At 40.7% G+C, this 21412-nt stretch carries 16 protein-coding genes; 4 read left to right on the forward strand and 12 right to left on the reverse strand.

Translation table 11 applies throughout. From position 1 onward, the window contains the following. Positions 1–566 precede the first annotated feature (566 nt). From CWB75_RS14445 to CWB75_RS14465, 5 genes are all read right to left on the reverse strand, one after another. Entirely contained in the window at positions 567–1229 is a 663-nt protein-coding gene (locus CWB75_RS14445) for a flagellar brake domain-containing protein (RefSeq protein ID WP_010392736.1), read from the reverse strand. A gap of 24 nt (positions 1230–1253) precedes the next feature. After that, complete coding sequence (locus CWB75_RS14450) at positions 1254–2705, reverse strand: TrkH family potassium uptake protein (RefSeq protein ID WP_138571038.1); 1452 nt, start codon at positions 2703–2705, stop codon at positions 1254–1256. Between the two features lie 94 nt (positions 2706–2799). Further along, complete coding sequence (locus tag CWB75_RS14455) at positions 2800–3414, reverse strand: YigZ family protein (RefSeq protein ID WP_076920146.1); 615 nt, start codon at positions 3412–3414, stop codon at positions 2800–2802. An 80-nt stretch (positions 3415–3494) separates the two neighbouring features. After that, positions 3495–4817, reverse strand: a complete 1323-nt coding sequence (pepQ, locus tag CWB75_RS14460) for a Xaa-Pro dipeptidase (protein ID WP_010392729.1) — start codon at positions 4815–4817, stop codon at positions 3495–3497. A gap of 117 nt (positions 4818–4934) precedes the next feature. Beyond that, complete coding sequence (locus CWB75_RS14465) at positions 4935–6821, reverse strand: lytic transglycosylase domain-containing protein (protein ID WP_138571039.1); 1887 nt, start codon at positions 6819–6821, stop codon at positions 4935–4937. Between the two features lie 310 nt (positions 6822–7131). Between CWB75_RS14465 and fadB the strand changes: the two genes are divergently transcribed. From fadB to tusA, 3 genes are all read left to right on the forward strand, one after another. Beyond that, positions 7132–9291, forward strand: coding sequence for a fatty acid oxidation complex subunit alpha FadB (fadB, locus tag CWB75_RS14470; protein ID WP_010392724.1), 2160 nt, complete (start codon positions 7132–7134; stop codon positions 9289–9291). Between the two features lie 4 nt (positions 9292–9295). Further along, on the forward strand, positions 9296–10465 hold the full coding sequence (gene fadA / locus CWB75_RS14475; RefSeq protein WP_054202925.1) for an acetyl-CoA C-acyltransferase FadA: 1170 nt from the start codon (positions 9296–9298) through the stop codon (positions 10463–10465). Between the two features lie 249 nt (positions 10466–10714). Next, entirely contained in the window at positions 10715–10954 is a 240-nt protein-coding gene (gene tusA, locus CWB75_RS14480) for a sulfurtransferase TusA (protein ID WP_008112953.1), read from the forward strand. Positions 10955–11076: 122 nt separating this feature from the next. Here tusA and CWB75_RS14485 read toward each other — a convergent pair whose 3' ends face one another. From CWB75_RS14485 to dnaA, 7 genes are all read right to left on the reverse strand, one after another. Beyond that, positions 11077–11526, reverse strand: a complete 450-nt coding sequence (locus tag CWB75_RS14485; protein ID WP_138571045.1) for an early set domain-containing protein — start codon at positions 11524–11526, stop codon at positions 11077–11079. Positions 11527–11599: 73 nt separating this feature from the next. Continuing rightward, positions 11600–13669: a glycine--tRNA ligase subunit beta gene (gene glyS / locus CWB75_RS14490; RefSeq protein ID WP_008112957.1), complete on the reverse strand. Its 2070-nt coding sequence runs from the start codon at positions 13667–13669 to the stop codon at positions 11600–11602. 2 nt (positions 13670–13671) lie between these two features. Next, a complete protein-coding gene (gene glyQ / locus CWB75_RS14495; RefSeq protein ID WP_008112959.1) occupies positions 13672–14574 on the reverse strand; it encodes a glycine--tRNA ligase subunit alpha in 903 nt (300 codons plus the stop codon). Positions 14575–14714: 140 nt separating this feature from the next. Continuing rightward, positions 14715–17141 carry a DNA topoisomerase (ATP-hydrolyzing) subunit B gene (gyrB, locus tag CWB75_RS14500; RefSeq protein WP_138571040.1) on the reverse strand — a complete coding sequence of 809 codons (2427 nt, stop codon included), beginning with the start codon at positions 17139–17141 and terminating at the stop codon, positions 14715–14717. A gap of 12 nt (positions 17142–17153) precedes the next feature. Further along, positions 17154–18248 (reverse strand): DNA replication/repair protein RecF, encoded by a 1095-nt coding sequence (gene recF / locus CWB75_RS14505; RefSeq protein ID WP_075169479.1) that lies wholly within the window; start codon positions 18246–18248, stop codon positions 17154–17156. A 15-nt stretch (positions 18249–18263) separates the two neighbouring features. Then, positions 18264–19367 carry a DNA polymerase III subunit beta gene (gene dnaN, locus CWB75_RS14510; RefSeq protein ID WP_008112965.1) on the reverse strand — a complete coding sequence of 368 codons (1104 nt, stop codon included), beginning with the start codon at positions 19365–19367 and terminating at the stop codon, positions 18264–18266. 13 nt (positions 19368–19380) lie between these two features. Beyond that, a complete protein-coding gene (gene dnaA, locus CWB75_RS14515) occupies positions 19381–20769 on the reverse strand; it encodes a chromosomal replication initiator protein DnaA (RefSeq protein WP_010392708.1) in 1389 nt (462 codons plus the stop codon). A 506-nt stretch (positions 20770–21275) separates the two neighbouring features. Here dnaA and rpmH point away from each other — a divergent pair. Continuing rightward, complete coding sequence (rpmH, locus tag CWB75_RS14520) at positions 21276–21410, forward strand: 50S ribosomal protein L34 (protein ID WP_008112968.1); 135 nt, start codon at positions 21276–21278, stop codon at positions 21408–21410. Positions 21411–21412: the final 2 nt, after the last annotated feature.

The following is a 21412-nucleotide window of genomic DNA, read 5'->3' on the forward strand; positions in this document are numbered from 1 at the left end:
GCAAAAGCAGCTGATGAAGAAGCCAATGCGATAAGTGCTAAAGTTTTATTAATGCTTTTCATAATCAATCTTCCTTCAAAGTTTATGTTTTATGCGATTAAGTGTTTTACTTTAAATCACGTTTCGTTCAATACAACCTGACTATTACAACTTCGATGCCAACAATAAAAAGCAATTTATTTTCAATAAGTTAAACTTAAAATAGCTTTGGGTGGCGTTATTTTACTCATTATTTTGTTGCTTTTTAGCAACACGGAATAAAGCGATAAAATTAAAACCTTAAAAAACAATGGGTTGGTTTTTATAAAAACACCACACGATCAGTGAAAAACCACTAACAAAGCAAGTTAATTAAACAAAAAGGAAGGTGAGTTGAGATTTATTTTTTTATAAATAAAAAATTAAAATTAAAAAATAAATTTAAGCTGCTGTTTTTAAACGGTTTAAAAAATAAATTTAAGGTGACGTTGAAAATTTACAGCCGCACAAGGCTATTTGTTGCAAAATGACGAAATCACGTGAGTATACTGAACTTATAATAGAAGCTTGTTCAACTTGATATGCCCCTAAACTATTTCAACTTCAAGCGCACTAGGGTCAATAAAATGATCCCCCATTAGCGCTTTCATTTGCTCTTCACTGGCAAATAATCGAATACCACAACAGATACCGCTAGCATGTTTTTTTACACTGCATATTTGTCCCTCATGCTTAGTATCACCATCAAATACAACCGTACAGCGCATGTCTTTTAACTCATCGAGTGCTTGGGTTGTTTTAATATCAAACATAACTCCGGTGAGCGAAATGTCTTTTATAACCCCTTCAAAGGGAGGCTGCTCATCGGTTAATGTTAACTTAGCAGGAAACAACGTGGGTATGCGTGCTTGTGAGCGCAGCCCAAACAACTGCACTTGTGAAGGGTATTGAATAAACAACAATTTAGCAGGGTGAGAGGCTACAGACATAAGTTGCTGACGAAACGCAATCACGTGCCCGCCACTGCCCTCTATAAGCGCTCTTACTACTACCATAACACCATCACGCAGGTAATCACTTGCCATAGGAAGTCGCTTAGCGCTGGGATAGTTTAAAATAATAAATTTGTTTTCTAATAAACCAATAAACTCCGTTTTTACACGTCGGCTACTGGTTGGTGTCAGTATTTCTACATCGACTATGCCACCTGTGACGATTTGGTTTAACTTTTCCAAATTGGTTTTTTGCATAGTTCCTTCCTAATATTTAAAACATTATCCACGCCAAAATGTTGGGGTAAATAATACTAACAGTGTAAATATCTCTAACCGGCCGAATACCATAGCGACTGTTAGTATCCATTTAGCGGCATCACTAATCGCACCATAATGAGAGGCTACGTCACCCAAACCTGGGCCCAAGTTATTAAGGCAGGCTGCTGTTGCAGAGAATGCGGTAATGTTGTCTAACCCTGTGCCCATTAACGCTAACATTATAATAATAAAGACTAGTGCATAAGCTGAGAAAAAGCCCCATACCGCTTCAACTACTTTGTCAGGTAAGGCCTTACGACCGAGCTTTATTGAATATATAGCTCGAGGATGTACTAGGCGGTTAAGCTCTCGTATCCCTTGCAAGTACAACAAAAACACGCGAACAACTTTCATACCGCCACCGGTAGAACCCGCACAGCCGCCAATAAAGCTCGAAAAAATAAGTAAAATAGGTAAAAACAACGGCCAAGCTGAAAAATTATCTGTGGCAAACCCAGCAGTACTACTAATAGACACCGCTTGAAACAAGGCCTGATCGAGGGTTTCATCACCATTTGCATAAACATCATGAGACGAAAGCACAGTAAAGCAAATTACCACCAGCGCTAACTGAATACACAAGAATACTTTAAACTCAGGGTCGCGAATGTACACACTAATACTACGGCTCGCTACAGCGGCATAATGTAGTGAAAAGTTAATAGCGGCTATAATTAAAAAGAACACACAAATAAAGTTAATTACAGGGCTATCAAAGTGCCCCATTGACGCGTCATAAGTAGAAAAACCACCAATAGCAACTGTAGAAAAGGCATGGCATATAGCGTCAAACCAGTTCATCCCTGCGCTCCAATACGCCAAAGTACACGCAAGAGTAATAGATACGTAAATATACCAAAGGTGCTTAGCTGTATCGGCAATACGCGGGGTCATTTTGGAGTCTTTTACTGGGCCAGGAATTTCAGCTCGGTACAACTGCATACCACCGACGCCAAGCATTGGCAGTATGGCTACTGCTAATACAATGATCCCCATCCCACCAAACCACTGTAATTGCTGGCGATAAAATAATACCGATTTAGGCAAGTATTCTATGCCAGTTAATACGGTCGCCCCTGTGGTAGTTAAGCCTGAGAAAGCTTCAAACACTGCATCGGCCAAAGAGAGGTTGGGTTCTTGTAAAAATATCAGCGGCAATGACGCAAACGCCCCTAATACCAACCAAAACAAAACCACAATTAAGAAGCCTTCGCGTGCTTTTAAATCACCATGCTCATGCCTATTTGGATAGTAAGCCATTAAGCCAATAATAACGCTAAATATAAAGGCTAAAACAAACGGTACCCCTCCGCCATCTTTATAAATTAAAGACACGAGTGCTGGTGGCACCATTGTAATACTAAATAGCGCGACCAGTTGGCCAAGAATTTTTATGATGGTACGAAATTGCATTGAGCGTATCGCTTTTTTATTAGTAAATTAAAATAACTACTGTATGACTCGAAAATTTAATCTGTAGTGATTAAATAGGATGGATGTAAGACTATTACTCTTTGATTGTTAACTCAACTGCGCCGTGACTTAAATCAAAAATATCTTTGCATGCTTGCTGTGCTTGGCGGCTATCAATAGTAATACTCCACTCAATATTTGCCGTAAACTGCTTTTCAATATTAAGTACCTGAAAGTTGGTTTTTAAGTGCTGTTCTATTGCGCCTTGCATACTGTATTCACTAAAGCCAACCAGCTCAATGCTGGGTACTTTTACCACTGTTTGTAATTTTGCTAAGGCATTATTAAGTGAGCCACCATAAGCACGAACTAATCCACCGGTACCAAGCTTTATACCACCAAAATATCGTGTTACCACAGCAGTTACTTCACCTAGACCAGAGCCCACCAGCACGTTGAGCATAGGTTTACCGGCGGTGCCATTTGGCTCTCCATCGTCAGAAAAACCATAAACATGGCTTCCACCAGGATTACCCGCAACATGCGCCCAACAATTATGGCGTGCATCACTGTATTTTTCTTCAATGTTTTTAATAAAGGCTTTCGCAGAGTTTAAATCAGGCGTGTGGCCTATATGCACAATAAAGGTACTTTTTTTAATTTCTTCTTGATGAAAAACATCGTCGGCTGGGTATTTATATTCTGACATAGCGCTTACTTGGCTGTTAAATTAAAAATGGGGCCAACAGGCCCCTTTCGTGAATAATATAAACTGTTATTAGTTAAATATTAGTCGAGTAATAAATCACGCGTCATATTTTCTAGGCTGTCTTCGTGAACAATAATATTATCTTCAATACGAATGCCGCCAAATGGTTTAAACGCTTCTACTTTTTCCCAGTTAATAAACTGCTTGTTGTCTGTTTGTGCTAAATCACCCAACAAAGAGTCGATAAAGTACAAACCTGGCTCAATAGTAAACACTTGGTTTTTCTCAATTAAGCGAGTGCAGCGTAAAAATGGATGACCCTCTGGTGGTGCCTGATGTGCACCGGTTTCATCACGCATAAAGCCACCTACATCATGTACCTGTGCACCTAAATGATGCCCTAAGCCATGAGGAAAGAAGGTTGAGGTAATTTGACGCTCAACAATTTCAGCTGCAGGTAACTTAACAATATCAAAGTCACTTAGTAACTGTGCAATGCGGTTATGGCAGTCAATGTGTAGCTCGCCATACAGTACACCTGGTTTTAAGCTTTTGCCTAACTCAATCTGATGCGCCGTCATTGCTTTAACTAGATCAGCAAACTCGCCTTGCTTTTTAAAGTCGTAGGTACGGGTAATATCTGCAGCGTAACCATTAAAGTTAGCGCCCGCATCAATTAAAAATGAGTTATGTGTTTGCGGTGCTTTTGGCTCAAAATGGGTGTAGTGCAAAATAGCGCAGTTTTCGTTAAGGGCCACAATGTTGCCATATGGCATTTCATTTTCGCTTTGACGCGTTGCCATTAAGTACGCCTGCTGAATATCAAACTCGCTACCACCATTAAAAAACGCATCACGCGCCGCTTTGTGGCCATCTACTGCAATACGGTTCGCATTACGTAAACATTCAAGTTCATATTGCGTTTTATAAGCACGGTGATAATGAATATAGTTAAGTACTGGCTCAGGATTCATGATGCTAAAACCAAGTGCTTGGGCTACTTCTAGGTATTCACCAATGTAGGCAAATTTAGCTTTATCGTAAGGAAGTAGTTTTTCAACCTGATCAGGCTTTAGTAGCAATTCAATATCGAAGTACTCTGCCCAAAAATCTCTTGGTTCATCAGGTACTTTATGCCAAAAATCAATTGGACGATAAAAAATAAGCTTTGGCTTATCGCTACCATTTACCACAATCCAGCAATGCGGATTATCAATAACCGGTAACCACGCTTTAAAATGGGGGTTAACTTTAAACGGGTAATACATATCATCTAAAAATTGGCGCTTAGCTTGGCCTGAATGAATGACTAATCCTTCTAACCCTTCTTGCTCACAAATAGTACGTGTACGCTGCTGCAATGTTGCAATATGTTCGGCGTATAATACGGCTAATTTTTCCATAATAAACCCATCTGTTAAATTTAACTTGCTCTGAGTCTACCACTTATAAACAAAGCTCTCAAAAAAGAGGGATAGTTACCGTGTAAATATCCCTCTGCTGTTGTAGATTTATTTTTACTACCCGCCCATGGTCATCTCTAATAGTGGCGCGAGTAAATTCCCCTCTCGGCCAAGGCGAGTGTGATAAACCTGCCGATACGCAAATACGTTTTTTACGTAGTCTCGAGTTTCTCTATATGGAATAAGCTCAACCCATAGCTCTGCGGGCATCGCTTCCTCTGGTAGCCAACGCTTAATTCGGTGATATCCGGCGTTATAGGATGCTGTTGCCAACACCTCGTTACCGTGATTTTTCTTTTTTAAATACTGTAAATAGCGGGTACCAAGTCGAATATTGGTTTTTGGCTGATACAACCGACGGTTAGATACATCGCCTTTGTTAATATATTTTGCGGTGCTTGGTAATAACTGCATTAACCCGCGTGCATTTGCATGAGAACGGGCATCGGGTGCAAATGAGCTTTCTCGACGCGCAATAGCGATACTCCAAGTTAAATCTATTTTGCTACGATTACTGTAGCGCTCAAACATTTCTTGAAACGCAAATGGAAAACGCAAATCAACATAATCCCATGCTTTTATTTTTGCTAGGGTAAATATTGTACTATCAAACCAATCAAGTTCTGCCGCAAGCACTGACGCTGCTAGCTTTTCATCATCTTCAGAAGTGTTGGTTAGATAATTCCATTCACGTCGGGCCGCTGTAAATCGCTCAAGTTCATATAGTGCCTTAGCACGCTTAAAGCCTGGTGCATTACTGACTTTTGTCACTAAGGCTTGATTTACATTGACTGGTAGCTCATTTAAATCAACCGGTAACCCTAAGCGAGCAGCGGCTAAAAAACCGTAATAATCACGGTTAGCGGCTACCTTGCTCCAAATTGCCTTAGCTTTTTCATGCTCTGCGCGTTTGTCATAACTATATGCAAGCCAATACTGTTGCCCTAAGCTAAGGTTTTCTTTTCCGGTAAAAAATGCCGCAATGCCTTCCCAATCTTGAGTTTTAAGCATATTGGCTAGTTGCCATTGCATTAATTTACGGTCTTGACGCGCTTTAGGGACTTTATTTAAATAAAAGCTCGCCTGACTATGGCCGCTCGACGCCAACGACAGCGCAAAGGTATAATATACGTCTGCTTTTTCATCATCAGCGAAGTCAAACATGTCTTCGATTTTTTGCCACGCCTTTAATGCCAGTTCTTTATCACGCCAAATTAAACGCTTAATACCATAAAGCGCTATTTCCCCTTCTTTGGCTGTTTTACGTTTATAGCGGTAAAGGCCTGCAGCAGCACTAGGATCGCGCCTTACCTTGGAATATAAATCAGCTAAATAACGCTCCTTGGCTGGCAATAAGGTTTTTAAATAAGGCAATAAACGATAAGAGCCCCCTTGTGCCGCTAAAGTAACACGATGCCACACAACATCAGGGGTTAAATAACCATTTTGTCGCCAACGCTTAAAAAGCCCGTCACATTCACTAGGTTGTGACTCGCCTACCGTCCAAATGTCGGTTACCTGCGAGAGTATTGCTTTTTTAGGCGCTCCTAAATCAAGTTGATAACTAAGGTGGGTACAACTAAGCTCAGTGTCAGAGGTTTCACGGTAGTTTTTAATAAATGCTGCTTTTTTATTTCTGCGCTTTAAATAATTTAACCATGCTTTGCGCACTGGCCACTCTAATGGAGTGTGTTCATAAATAGTGAGGAAGTTTTCTATTTCTGTTTGGTGTTTTAAACTGGGGTAGCGCTGCCAATAGGCTTTTTCTACATAGGGCTTAAGTGGGTGAGACAATGAGTCTACCGCTTCTTTAAAGCTATTGTAATCACCATAGCGGGCTTGTTTTTCTGCATCTAAAAATGCATCAAGTTCGGTATTTGCGTTGGCAGAGGGAAAAGATAAAAATAGAGTCGCTGCCGCTACGCTTAATAAATATTTTTTCATAATGTCCTTTAGGGCATAGTTACCTTCAAGGCTGACAAGAGTGTGGCTATGGGTAAATAAAAAAACAGCGCAGGCACTGTAACTCTATTTTATTTACTTTGATAAAACCCAAGCTATAAACACCAAGACAGCGCAATAAAATGAATAAAGAAAACTTTCAAACCCACCTTAGCACCAAACCAGCTATATTTTAACCAGACGTTTGTAACCAAGATAAATTTTTCGTTGCATTTTTAAATTAAAGCAAGCACACTGGTCTGAATATGAACTCATCGTACCAGTCTTAGTTCATCAACTAGGGAGAATAATAATGTTATATAAAAGCGATTCCTTTGAAGTTAGCTTCGTGAAGGAAAACATCGCCGAGTTTAAGTTTTGTGCTACAGGTTCTGTAAACACATTATCTCAACAAACTCTTTCAGATTGCGCGGCAGCATTAAAAGAATTAGCCGCTAACACTGATATTAAAGGCATGATTTTTACCAGTGATAAAGACCACTTTATTATTGGTGCCGATATCTTCGAATTTTTACCTACTTTTACTAAGCCTGAAGCAGAATTAGTAACGTGGATCAAAGATGCAACTGACGTTTTTGATGCAATTGAAGACTTACCATTCCCAACACTCAGTGTTATAAACGGCTTGGCGCTTGGCGGCGGCTGTGAGTGGGCACTTGCTACCGATTATCGTGTTGCAAGTGACTCAGCAAAAATGGGCTTACCAGAAGTTAAATTAGGCATAATGCCTGGTTTTGGCGGTACAGTGCGCCTTCCGCGCATTATTGGTGCCGATAACGCGATGATGTGGATCACCACAGGTAACGAAAATCGCGCTGCTGACGCCCTTAAAGTAGGTGCATTTGACGCGGTAGTTAGTGCCAACAAACTACAAGAGTCAAGTTTAGCAACACTAGAATTAGCGATTGCTGGCAAGCTAGATTGGCAAGCAAAACGTGCTGTAAAATTACAACCGCTTAAATTAAACCGTGTTGAGCAAGGCATGAGCTTTGCAATGGCAGAAGGTATGGTAATGGGTAAAACCAAAGGCCACTATCCTGCTCCAGTTATGGCAGTTCGCACTATTAAAGCAGCAGCAAACAGCTCACGCGCCGAAGCAATGGCAATTGAAAATGCCAACTTTGCAAAACTAGCACGTACTAGTGAAGCTGCTGCTCAAACGGGTATCTTTTTAGCAGACCAATACATTAAAGGTAAAGCACGTAAATTTGCTAAGCACAGCGATGTAGAAATTAAACAAGCGGCAGTATTAGGCGCAGGTATTATGGGTGGCGGTATTGCATACCAGTCTGCTTATAAAGGCACACCAATCATAATGAAAGACATCCAACAGGATGCGCTAGATTTAGGTATGGGTGAAGCATCTAAACTATTAGGTGCAAAAGTGAAGCGCGGCCACATGCCGATGGAAAAAATGCTAGCAACGCTTAGCAAAATCAAGCCAACGCTTAACGATGCAGACCTACAAAACGCCAACATTATTGTTGAAGCCGTAGTAGAAAACCCTAAAGTGAAGCAAGCCGTACTTGCTGATCTTGAAAAGAATATGCCAGAAGGCACGGTACTTACGTCAAATACATCGACTATTTGTATCGACCTACTTGCAGAAGCGCTTGATAAGCCAGAAAACTTCTGTGGTATGCACTTTTTCAACCCAGTACCAAAAATGCCATTAGTAGAAATTATCCGTGGTGCAAAAACCTCAGATAAAACGATTAATGCCGTGGTTGATTATGCCCTCAAACTAGGTAAATCACCGATTGTTGTTAACGATTGCCCAGGCTTTTTTGTAAACCGTGTTTTATTCCCTTACTTTGCTGGATTTAGCAAATTAGTGGTTGAAGGCGCTAACTTTGCAAAAGTAGATAAAGTAATGGAAAACGTATTTGGCTGGCCAATGGGCCCGGCTTACCTACTTGATGTTGTAGGTATTGATACGGCTTATCATTGTACAGGTGTAATGGCAGACGGTTTCCCTGAGCGTATGGCACGTGCAGATAAAGACCCAGTGACTGTTTTTGCTAACGAAAAACGTTTTGGTCAAAAGAACAAAGCAGGTTTCTATAAGTACGAAACAGATCGTCGCGGTCGTCTTAAAAAGTCACATGACCAAACAGCGATTGAACTACTTGCACCAATTACAGACGCACCAAAAGAATTTGATAAACAAGAAATCATTGACCGTTGTATGATCCCAATGATCAACGAAGTGCTACTTTGTTTACAAGAAGGCATTGTTGCTTCTCCTCAAGAAGCTGATATGGCACTTGTATACGGTGTTGGTTTCCCTCCATTTAGAGGCGGCGCGTTCCGTTACTTAGATCAAACAGGTTTAGCTAACTTTGTAGCAACTGCTGACAAATACGCTCACCTAGGTGCGATTTACCAAGTATCAGAGCAAACTCGCAAGTGGGCTGAAGAAGGCCGTGTTTTCTATAAGGTGGAAGGTTAATATCATGAATAATCCAGTAATTGTAGATTGTATCCGCACACCAATGGGTCGCTCAAAAGGCGGCGTATTTAAAAACAAACGTGCGGAAGACTTAAGCGCTCATTTAATGAAAGGCTTATTAGAACGTAATCCGGCAGTTGACCCTGCGTCAATTGACGATATTTATTGGGGCTGTGTACAGCAAACATTAGAGCAAGGCTTTAACGTTGCACGTAACGCATCTCTACTTGCAGGCATTCCACATTCAGTGCCAGCAACTACAGTTAACCGTTTATGTGGCTCATCAATGCAAGCATTGCATGACGCTGCTCGCGCAATTATGACTGGCGCTGGCGACACATACCTAATTGGTGGCGTTGAGCACATGGGTCACGTGCCTATGACTCACGGTAACGACTTTCACCCAGGCTTAGCTACATCAATTGCACAAGCATCTGGCTCTATGGGTTTAACCGCTGAGTACCTTGCTACTATTCACGGTATTAGCCGTGAGCAACAAGATGAATTTGCTTACCGCTCGCATCAACGCGCTCATGCAGCGACTGTTGAAGGCCGTTTCCGCCGCGAAATTTTAGCAATGGAAGGTCACGATGCTGACGGTTCACTTATTCTTGTTGAAGATGATGAAGTAATTCGTCCAGAAACAACTGTTGAAGGTTTATCGCAGCTGCGTCCAGTATTTAATCCTGCTACGGGTTCTGTTACTGCGGGTACATCTTCTGCACTTTCTGATGGCGCATCAGCTATGTTAGTAATGAGCGAAGAAAAAGCAAACGAATTGGGCTTACCAATTCGTGCACGTATTCGCGCTATGGCTGTTGCCGGTTGCGATCCATCAATCATGGGTTACGGCCCAGTACCTGCAAGTAAAAAAGCATTAGCACAAGCCGGTATTACCATTGATGACATTGACGTAGCTGAGCTTAACGAAGCATTCGCAGCACAATCACTGCCTGTACTTAAAGACCTAGGTTTAGCAGACGTGGTTGACGAAAAAGTGAATTTAAACGGCGGCGCTATCGCACTTGGTCACCCTCTGGGTTGTTCGGGTTCACGTATTAGCACCTCGCTTATTCATTTAATGGAAGACAAAAACGCAAAATACGGTTTAGCAACTATGTGTATTGGTTTAGGCCAAGGCATTGCCACTGTATTTGAACGTGTTCAAGACTAATTAGTTTTTAACATGTAAAACCATCTTGGTGATTAAAAGGCGAACTAGCGCAAGTTAGTTCGCCTTTTTTATGCCACCAGCTTTTGCAGGTTTAAAATGAATAATGTGATCGGGTGCATTAAACTTATTTCAGATTATCTATTAATAAGTTGAGCTGTTTTGTTATACGTAAAATAGTTAACCAACAGCTTTATTTACGCTAAACTACCCGACCTAACCAAGCCGCGACTATTTTTACAGGTAATTTTTATGAGCTTTGATAACCCCGATCACCAATTAGATGCCATCGGCCTTCGTTGCCCAGAGCCGGTGATGATGGTACGCGCTGCGATTCGTAAAATGAGCGATGGTGAAACACTGCTTATTATTGCCGACGACCCTTCAACCACCCGCGACATTCCCAGCTTTTGTACCTTTATGGATCACACGCTAGTGGCTAAAGAAGTCGAAGAATCACCGTATAGGTATGTGGTGAAGAAAGGGTTGTAATCAGCTATCAGCTATCAGCTATCAGCTATCAGCTAAAAATTAAAAAACCGTGTTTGTTAAATCAAGCACGGTTTTTTATTTTATATTTAAGCTAACGACTGACTGCTTATAGCTTACTGCTCTTACTTCTTAGTTATCGTTACTTGCGGCTTATCGTAGTCACTAAAATCAATGCTGACTATGTACGACCCTTTGATTGCGGGTGTGTAGCTAAAGTAATTATAAATGGTATTACAATCGGCGCGCGTTGATTGGCCAAGTGTTAGGCTTTGTCCTGATGGCTGTGAATCGCTGTAGCCACAGTTAAAACCTTCACTAAAATCTGCATCGGCTATTTTAAACTCGTACACTTTACCTGGGGTCGAAAATTTAACTTGGGCTTGGTAAAGCGAAGGGCCGACTTGTTTAAATTGATATTGAGGTTCTGCATCCCATAATGTGAAATCCCCTCTTAAATAAATACTGCGATCCAATTCTTGCTGCGGCAACACGTCGTTAATCGAAATTTGGCTGGTACAGGCCGTAAGTAAACCAGCCATTGCTAACGTTAAAATTCGTTTTATAGAGATCATCATTTGTATCCTTTGCATACAGTGAATACTAAAAAGCCAGCATAATGCTGGCTTGTTAAATAGCTATAAGCTGTTATTTTTGTAATACAGAAATATCTGCAATTTCTAAAAATAACCCGCTAAGCTGGCTTAAAAGCGCAAGACGGTTTTGCTTAACAGCTTCATCGTCAGCCATTACCATGACATTGTCAAAAAAGTTATCAACACTCTCACGAATGCCTGCTAATTGGCTCAATGCCTCTTGGTAGTTTCCATCGCTGTACAGTGGTGCTAAATCAGTGGCAAATTTTGCAACTTGCGAAGCCAATACTTTTTCAGCATCATCACTGAGTAAGCTCTGATCGACATTGCCTTGGCTTGTAATGTCATTCTTAGCCAGAATATTACTTACACGCTTATTAGCCGCTGCAAGCGATTCTGCGGCGTCTAATGTACGGAAATGACTTACGGCTTTAACTCGGCGATCAAAGTCAACAGGCTTCGTTGGACGACGCGCTAGTACGGCTTGAATCACATCTACTTCAATGCCTTCGTCTTGATACCAAGCACGGAAGCGCCCTAGCATAAAGTCAAACACATCCGTTGATACATTTAGGTTAGTCAGCTTTTCACCAAACAAGGTTTGTGATTTAGCAACCAGGTCTAAAATATCAAGCGGTAGCTGTTTTTCTACCATGATACGTAATGCACCAATAGCAGCACGACGAAGTGCAAATGGGTCTTTATCACCTTTTGGTGCTTGGCCTATGCCAAAAATACCCACCAGCGTATCAAACTTATCGGCAATGGCGACTGCACAACTGATCACATTAGTTGGTAAGTTATCACCGGCAAAACGTGGCATGTATTGTTCGTTTTGTGCCACTGCAACTTCTTCTGCTTCACCATCGTGACGCGCGTAATGCATTCCCATTACACCTTGTACGTCGGTAAATTCCATTACCATTTCGGTCATTAAGTCTGTTTTACTTAATAAGCCTGCACGCGCTGCTAGCTCTTTGTCGGCACCAAGTTGCTCGGCAATGTAACCAGCTAGTTCACTAATACGCTGTGACTTGTCTTTAAGCGTACCAAGTTGTTTTTGGAACAATACACTATCAAGAGATTCTAAACGGCTTTCTAATGTTTTCTTTTTATCTGTTTCAAAGAAGAACTGCGCATCGGCTAAACGCGGGCGCACTACTTTTTCGTTACCAGAAATAACTACACTAGGATCTTTACTTTCGATGTTAGAGACAAACAAAAACTTATTTAAAAGTTTGCCGTCTTGATCTAATAACGGAAAGTATTTCTGATCGTCTTTCATGGTGTAAATAAGCGCTTCAGCAGGTACATCTAAAAATGCTTCTTCAAATGTGGCTGTTAGCGTTACTGGCCATTCTACCAATGAAGTAACTTCTTCAAGTAAGTCTTCATCCATGGCAACAACGGCATTAACTGCTTTGGCTGCATCTTCTATTTGCGCGCGAATCTGTGCTTTACGCTGTTCGTAGTCAGCAACAACGTAAGCTGATTTAAGTACATCAAACACATCATCAGCATGATCAATGCTAATTTTTTCAGGGTGATGAAAACGATGGCCTTGCAGTTGATTACTCACTTGCTTACCAAGAATTTCACCCTCAACCAGTTCACTACCGAATAAAATAGTTACCGTATGCACAGGACGAATAAATTGTGTTTTATTCGCACCCCAACGCATTGGTTTAGGGATAGGTAGTTTAGCGAGCGCTTTGCTTATAGCGTCGGTCATTAACGTTTTGGTTTCTTGCCCTGCTACTTTAGCAATGTGCAATAACCATGCGCCCTTATCTGTTTCTAGTGTTTGCGCATCTTTTACTTCAATACCGCAACCACGAGCCCAACCCATGGCTGCTTTAGTTGGGTTACCCTCAGCATCAAAAGCGGCTTTAGTTGCAGGGCCACGTTTTTCAACTTCTTTGTCTTGTTGTTTAGCTTCAAGTGCTTTTACTTGTAAACCTAAACGACGTGGCGATGCATACCAGTTCACACCTTGGTGACCTAGTTCTAGACTTTCTAATTCTGCTGTTAAGTTTGCAGCAAAGGCTTCGGCTAATTTACGAAGTGCTTTTGGTGGCAACTCTTCGGTGCCAATTTCTACTAATAAATTTTCTGCTGACATGCTTACTTATCCTTACACAGCGGGAAACCAAGTGCTTCACGTGCATCGTAATAACTTTGTGCACACGCTTTTGATAACGCACGAACGCGTAAAATATAACGTTGACGCTCGGTTACTGAAATAGCATGGCGTGCGTCTAATAAGTTAAATGCGTGCGATGCTTTCATTACTTGCTCGTAGGCTGGTAATGGTAGGCTTGCTTCAATTAGCTTTTGGCTCTCAGCTTCACATTTATCAAATTGTTCAAATAAGTCGGCTACGTTTGCATGTTCAAAGTTATAGGTTGATTGCTCAACTTCATTTTGATGGAACACATCACCGTAAGTTACGCGCCCAAATGGGCCGTCTGCCCATACTAGGTCGTAAATGCTATCTACGCCTTGAATGTACATTGCTAAACGCTCTAGGCCGTAAGTAATCTCACCCGTTACCGGTGAGCATTCTAAACCGCCCACTTGCTGGAAGTAGGTAAACTGCGTTACCTCCATGCCATTTAACCAAATTTCCCAACCTAGGCCCCACGCACCTAATGTAGGTGATTCCCAGTTATCTTCTACAAAGCGAACTTCGTCAGTTAGGGTATCAATACCTACAGCAGCTAAAGAACCTAAGTAAAGCTCTTGAATATTTTCTGGCGATGGTTTTAACACAACTTGGAATTGGTAGTAATGTTGCAAGCGGTTTGGGTTCTCACCGTAACGGCCATCGGTAGGACGACGACACGGTTGAACGTATGCGCTCGACATTGGCTCTGGGCCAATTGATTTTAAAAATGTTTGCGGGTGAAATGTCCCTGCGCCCACTTCCATGTCAAGTGGTTGAATAATGACACAGCCTTGCTGTGCCCAATAATCCTGTAAAGCCAGGATCAAACCTTGAAAGGTTTTAACGTCATATTTTTGCATATTTGGCTTTTTACTATCTGAGAAGTAGCGTGAAAATTACCCTCAGTATACCTTGTGCACACTCAGGTTTTAAGCAGTTTGTGCGTTTGAAAAAATAAAAAAGGAGCCTAGGGCTCCTTTTTTGTGATTACGATAATGTTTTATACGTCTAAGTTAACCACACGCAGTGCGTTCGTTTCAATAAACTCACGACGCGGCTCAACTTGATCGCCCATTAAAGTGGCAAATAATTGATCCGCTGCAACAGCATCTTCAATTGTTACTTGCAACATACGGCGTGCGCTTGGATCCATGGTGGTTTCCCAAAGCTGATTTGGATTCATTTCACCCAGTCCTTTATAGCGTTGAATGTAGATCCCGCGCTTAGACTCTGCGATCAACCATTCCAATGCATCCACAAAGTTATCAACAGGTTTTGTTTTCTCACCACGTTGGATATATGCACCCTCTGTGATGATATTAGCAATGTTTTTACCTGTTACAGCAATGCGTTGGTAGTCTCTTGATGTAATAAAGTCATAATGAAGTACATGTGCTTTATCCACACCATGCTGACGAATATTCACAACTGGATAATACACGTTACGCTCTGTATCGTGCTCAGTTCCCGCATGGAAAATAGTTGCATCTTCGTCACGTTCAATTAAGTCATCAACCAGCTCTTTAGTCCAAGCAATTACCTTAGCTTCGTCTGAAAGGTCTTCTTTTTTCAGCTCACTTTGGTAAATCAAACGGTTCATAACTGTGTTCGGATACTTACGCTTTAAGCGTTCGATAACTTTAACCGTATTTTGATAATCGTGAACAATTGACTCTAATGCTTCACCATCAACCGCTTCAGCACTATCACTAGTGTACAGTGCTGCATTGCTTAGCGCTAAAGATGTAAGGTAATCAACTAATGCTGGATCATCTTTAATATAACGCTCTTGCTTGCCTTTTTTCACTTTATAAAGTGGAGGCTGAGCAATATAAATGTACCCACGTTCAACAATTTCCGGCATTTGACGATAGAAGAACGTTAGTAGCAAGGTACGAATGTGAGAACCATCCACGTCGGCATCGGTCATGATAATGATGCGATGATAACGTAATTTTTCAGGGTTATATTCGTCACGGCCAATACCACAACCTAGTGCAGTAATTAGCGTTGCCACTTCTTGTGAAGAAAGCATTTTATCAAAACGTGCTTTTTCTACGTTTAAGATTTTACCTTTAAGCGGAAGAATCGCTTGATTCTTACGGTTACGACCCTGCTTGGCTGAACCGCCAGCTGAGTCACCCTCCACTATATATAGTTCAGATTGGGCTGGATCTTTTTCTTGGCAATCCGCTAGTTTACCCGGTAAACCAGCTAAATCCATAGCACCTTTACGGCGGGTCATTTCACGTGCTTTACGGGCTGCTTCACGCGCGCGTGCTGCATCAATAATTTTGCCAACAACAATTTTAGCATCCATTGGGTTTTCTAATAAAAACTCAGTGAATTTTTCAGCCATGGCTTGCTCAACGGCAGACTTAACTTCACTAGATACTAGCTTGTCTTTTGTCTGTGATGAGAACTTAGGATCAGGCACTTTAACACTAACAACAGCCGTTAAGCCTTCACGAGCATCATCGCCCGTTGCGTTACTGGTTGTTTTAGCTTTTTTGTTAAAGCCTTCTTTTTCCATGTAGTTATTCAGCGTACGTGTTAGCGCAGATCTAAAACCAGCTAAGTGAGTACCACCATCACGTTGTGGAATGTTATTAGTAAAACAGTAAATGTTTTCTTGGAACGCATCATTCCACTGCATTGATACTTCTACACTAATACCGTCTTCTTCACGTTCGTGAGTAAAGTGGAATACCCCTTTGTGTACAGGCGTTTTATTACGGTTTAAGTATTCAACGAACGCTCTAATACCACCTTCGTATTTAAAATGGTCACTCTTATTTTCTTCGCGCTCATCATTTAAAATGATGCTCACACCTGAGTTCAAAAACGATAACTCGCGTAAACGCTTAGCTAAAATATCGTAATGGAAATCTAGGTTAGTAAACGTTTCTGCACTTGGCCAAAAACGTAACTCAGTACCGGTTGTTTCAGAATCACCAATAGCTGCAAGTGGTGCATCTGGAACACCCATAGTGTAAAACTGCTCGTAAAGTTTACCTTCACGACGAATAGTTAGTTTTAACTTTTCTGATAATGCATTTACTACCGATACACCAACACCGTGTAAGCCACCTGATACTTTATAAGAGTTATCATCAAACTTACCACCAGCGTGTAATACCGTCATAATAACTTCAGCTGCAGATACACCTTCTTCTTCATGTATAGAAGTAGGAATACCACGGCCGTTATCTCTTACAGATACCGAACCGTCTAAGTGAATTGTGACAAATATATCATCACAGTGACCGGCTAAGGCCTCATCGATAGAGTTATCAACGACCTCAAACACCATGTGGTGTAAGCCCGTACCATCATCGGTGTCCCCTATATACATACCAGGACGCTTTCTTACTGCATCTAATCCTTTAAGTACTTTAATACTCGACGAATCATAATTCTCAGACATGGTTAATCCCACTTATCTTGTTATTAGGTTGCCATGTTTCACGTGGAACATTTTTAGTTCTCGTTTCATGGGTTCCACCACAGCAGAAATACTTTCAGATAAAATTGAAGAAATAAATATTTGAGAACTGCAATGAGTCAATAACTGACCCACTTTCTCTTTTGTATCTTCGCTTAGCTCTGAAGGTAAATCATCTATTAGCAATATAGATTGCTTATCTGTCTCTGACTCAATTAAACTATTTTGCGTTACTTTTAACGCATACAACAATAACTTTAACTGCCCGCGTGAGAATACATTCTCAACACTGCTGCCAGCGACACTAAAACTAAAATCAGCCTTATGAGGGCCTTTACTAGTAAAGCCTTGGCGAGCATCTCGCTCAAAGCTTTGCTCTAACGCATCAGAAAGAGATTCGGTCTCTTTCCAGCCTGCATTAAAGCTAATTTCTAGATCACGTATTAGCGTTAATTCTGCACACATTTTATCAAAAAACTGCTGCTTAAACCTAGTTATATACGCGATTCTTAATTTATTTATTTGTTCAGCCAGTCTAACAAATTCTTTGTCCCAAAACTTGATTTGGTCAAAATAATTCTTAGGCTTAGATTTCAACAATGCATTTCGCTGTTTAAGCACTTTATTAAACGATTGCCACAAGAAAAAAAACTCATGTTCCACGTGGAACAAACCTAAGTCTAAAAATTTTCTGCGCTCTTTAGGGCCACCAAAAAATAATGAATAGCTTTCTGGTGTAATAACTTGCACTGGCATAAGTTGAGCAAGTTCAGATACTTTTCGACTCGCCTTACCCTGTATTTTTAAATTGGTTTCACCCGTTTGGGTTTTACTTATCCCTATTGGAATAGATAAATCGTGTAACGCTTTGCGGCCATGAATAACAAACTGATCTTGTTGATGGGCGATGATGCTTTTATGTTTAGAGGTTCGGAAAGATTTGCCGTGAGAAAGGTAATAAATAGCCTCTAAAAGGCTGGTTTTTCCGCTGCCGTTTTCACCATAAATTATATTAACGCCGTTAACTGGTTCTAGCGTCAGTGCCTCAATATTACGAAAATATTTGAGGCTCAAATGACTTAAGCTCATTATGTATTTATAATCTTATAAACGCATTGGCATAACAACGTACATAGCTTCTTCATCGCCGGCACCTTCTATAAGTGCACTACTGTTTGAATCGGCAAGGGTAAATAATACATCTTCGGTTTTTAATGTATTTAATACATCTAATACATAAGAGACATTAAAGCCTATTTCTAGGTCATCACCCTCGTACATTACTTCAACCACTTCTTCAGCTTGCTCTTGCTCTGGGTTGTTGGCTGTAATTTTTAATAAACCGTTTGATAAATTTAAGCGTACACCACGAAACTTTTCGTTCGATAAAATCGACACACGCTGAAAAGCATTACGAAGCCATTCACGATTCGCGGTAATTACCTTATCGCCACCGCGCGGTAAAACACGACGGTAATCAGGGAATCGACCATCAACTAATTTACTCGTAAAGGTAAATTCAATATCAATAATACGAATGTGGTTGGCACCAAACTGAATAGTTACCAGCTCTTGATCAGCAACCATTAGACGCATAATTTCTTGTACGCCTTTGCGCGGTATAATTAATTGGCGCTGTGTATTTAACGACTGACCAAGTTGTTTTTGTGCAATAGCTAAACGATGCCCATCAGTGGCAACTGTTTTTATATCGCTGTTATCAACTTCAAACGACATGCCGTTTAAGTAATAACGCACATCTTGGTTTGCCATTGAGAAGTGTGTGCTTTCAAGTAATTTACGTAATTCTAAACGCGTTAGTTGAAACTCAACTTCACCATCCCACTGCTCTAAATTAGGAAAATCTTCAGCAGCTAAAGTGGTCAATGAAAAACGACTTTTCCCACTGGTTAAAAGTAACTGATGGTCTTGCAAGCTTAAAGTAAGATCAGAACCATCCGGTAAACTTTTACAAATATCGAGTAATTTTTTAGCCGGTAATGTGAGTTTAGTATCGGCAACATCGTCACCTACAAATACACTCGCCACTAACTCAATTTCAAGGTCTGTCCCTGTCATTGAAAGCTGGCCATTTTCTACCACGAGCAATACGTTAGATAAAATAGGTAACGTATGCTTGCGCTCAATGGCACCCGATACTTGTACCAATGGTTTTAAAAATTGTTCTCTTGATATTGTTATTTGCATAATAAAGTCAGCCCTAAGATGACAATGTTCTTATTAAGTTTTGGTAATCTTCTTTAATCTCGTGGCTTTCGTCACGTAATGATTTAACTTTGCGACACGCGTGCAGTACTGTTGTATGGTCACGCCCACCAAAAGCATCCCCAATCTCAGGTAAGCTGTGATTAGTGAGTTCTTTAGATAATGCCATGGCTACTTGGCGAGGCCTTGCTATAGAGCGGCTACGGCGCTTAGACAGTAAATCAGATACACGTATTCTATAGTATTCAGCAACCGTACGTTGAATGTTGTCGATGGTGACTAGTTTGTCTTGCAGCGCTAATAAATCACGCAGTGCTTCTTTTACAAAGTCGATAGATATTGGGCGGCCGGTAAAGTTTGCGTTAGCAATTACACGGTTTAATGCCCCTTCAAGTTCACGTACGTTTGAACGTAATTTTTTCGCAATAAAAAATGCCACTTCATGCGGTAAGTTAATTTTACTTTGCTGGGCTTTTTTCATCAAAATAGCAACGCGTGTTTCAAGCTCTGGCGGCTCAATCGCGATGGTTAATCCCCAACCAAAACGAGATTTAAGGCGATCTTCAACCCCTTCAATCTCTTTAGGGTAACGGTCAGAGGTTAAAATAATTTGTTGGTTACCTTCTAATAATGCATTAAAGGTATGAAAGAATTCTTCTTGAGAACGTTCTTTATTAGCAAAAAATTGAATGTCATCAATCATTAATGCATCAACACTACGGTAATAACGCTTAAACTCTTCAATCGCATTATTTTGCAGTGCTTTAACCATGTCTTGAACGAAACGTTCTGAATGCATGTAAACAATTTTAGCATCGGGCTTATTGGCCATAATACCGTTGCCTACCGCATGTAATAAATGCGTCTTACCCAAGCCTGTACCACCGTAAATAAATACAGGGTTAAATGCAGAGCCAGGGTTGTCTGCTACCTGAGTGGCAGCCGCTTTTGCTAATTGGTTAGATTTACCCTCAACAAAGCTATCAAAGGTATAGTTTTCTTTAATGTTTGATTTATAACCAGATTTAGGAGCAGGTTCTACAACCGGTTTTTGTTCTCGAGGTGGTTGTTTTGCCGTTGATTGCGTGCTTGGGGCTGATTGTGTTTCAACCACCGGTGCAGCTTGTGCATTTAATAGCGGCTTACTACCTACATCAAAGCGTAACTCGGGTGCTTCTACACCACAAATTTCTACCAATAATTCATTTATTCTATTTAAGTACTTCTCTCTCACCCAATCAAGTACGAAACGATTAGGCGCATAAATCGTCAAGGTATCTTCGGTACTTTCTGCTTGAAGTGGTCTGACCCACATACTGAATTGCTGCGAAGGCAATTCATCTTGCAATACATATAAACAACTTTGCCAAACCGACAGATACACAGTAAAACTCCCAGAGATATAATTTTTATTCCCGCACATCAATAATGATTCAAAAATCACACCTGTATTGCGTTTAAATGGCTCAATAAGCAGCCCAAGACCGACTATTATGAATGCACTTTATCCACAAGTAAAAGATTGATTTTTGTAAAATTGTTGATATCGATGTATAAATATAATAACAGACTGATTTAAATAGATTTTTATTTTAAAGCTTGATTAGAGATCATAACAAAACTGGCAGCAGATCGCGACCACAATTTACGATCTAATTTACTTTTCCCATGCTTTTATTCACTTTTTATACAGGGGCTGTGGAAAACTTCTTATTTATGATGATCCTATCGGATCATGAAAATTGATCATAAATAAACATGCTTTACGCACTCTATTATGATTGACTTTTCGTCACTTCATCTATAATATCTCGCGCTCGCAATGGCACCTGTGCCAGGATCGCGACCTGCATAGGATGTTTTAACTTTAACCGATCGGATGAGATTGTTATGAAAAGAACTTTTCAACCTAGCGTTTTAAAACGCAAACGTACACACGGTTTCCGTGCTCGTATGGCAACTGTAAATGGCCGTAAAGTATTAGCTCGTCGCCGTGCTAAAGGCCGCAAAGTTCTTTCTGCTTAATT

The organism is Pseudoalteromonas sp. S1608 (assembly GCF_005887265.1).
Lineage (GTDB): Bacteria > Pseudomonadota > Gammaproteobacteria > Enterobacterales > Alteromonadaceae > Pseudoalteromonas > Pseudoalteromonas undina.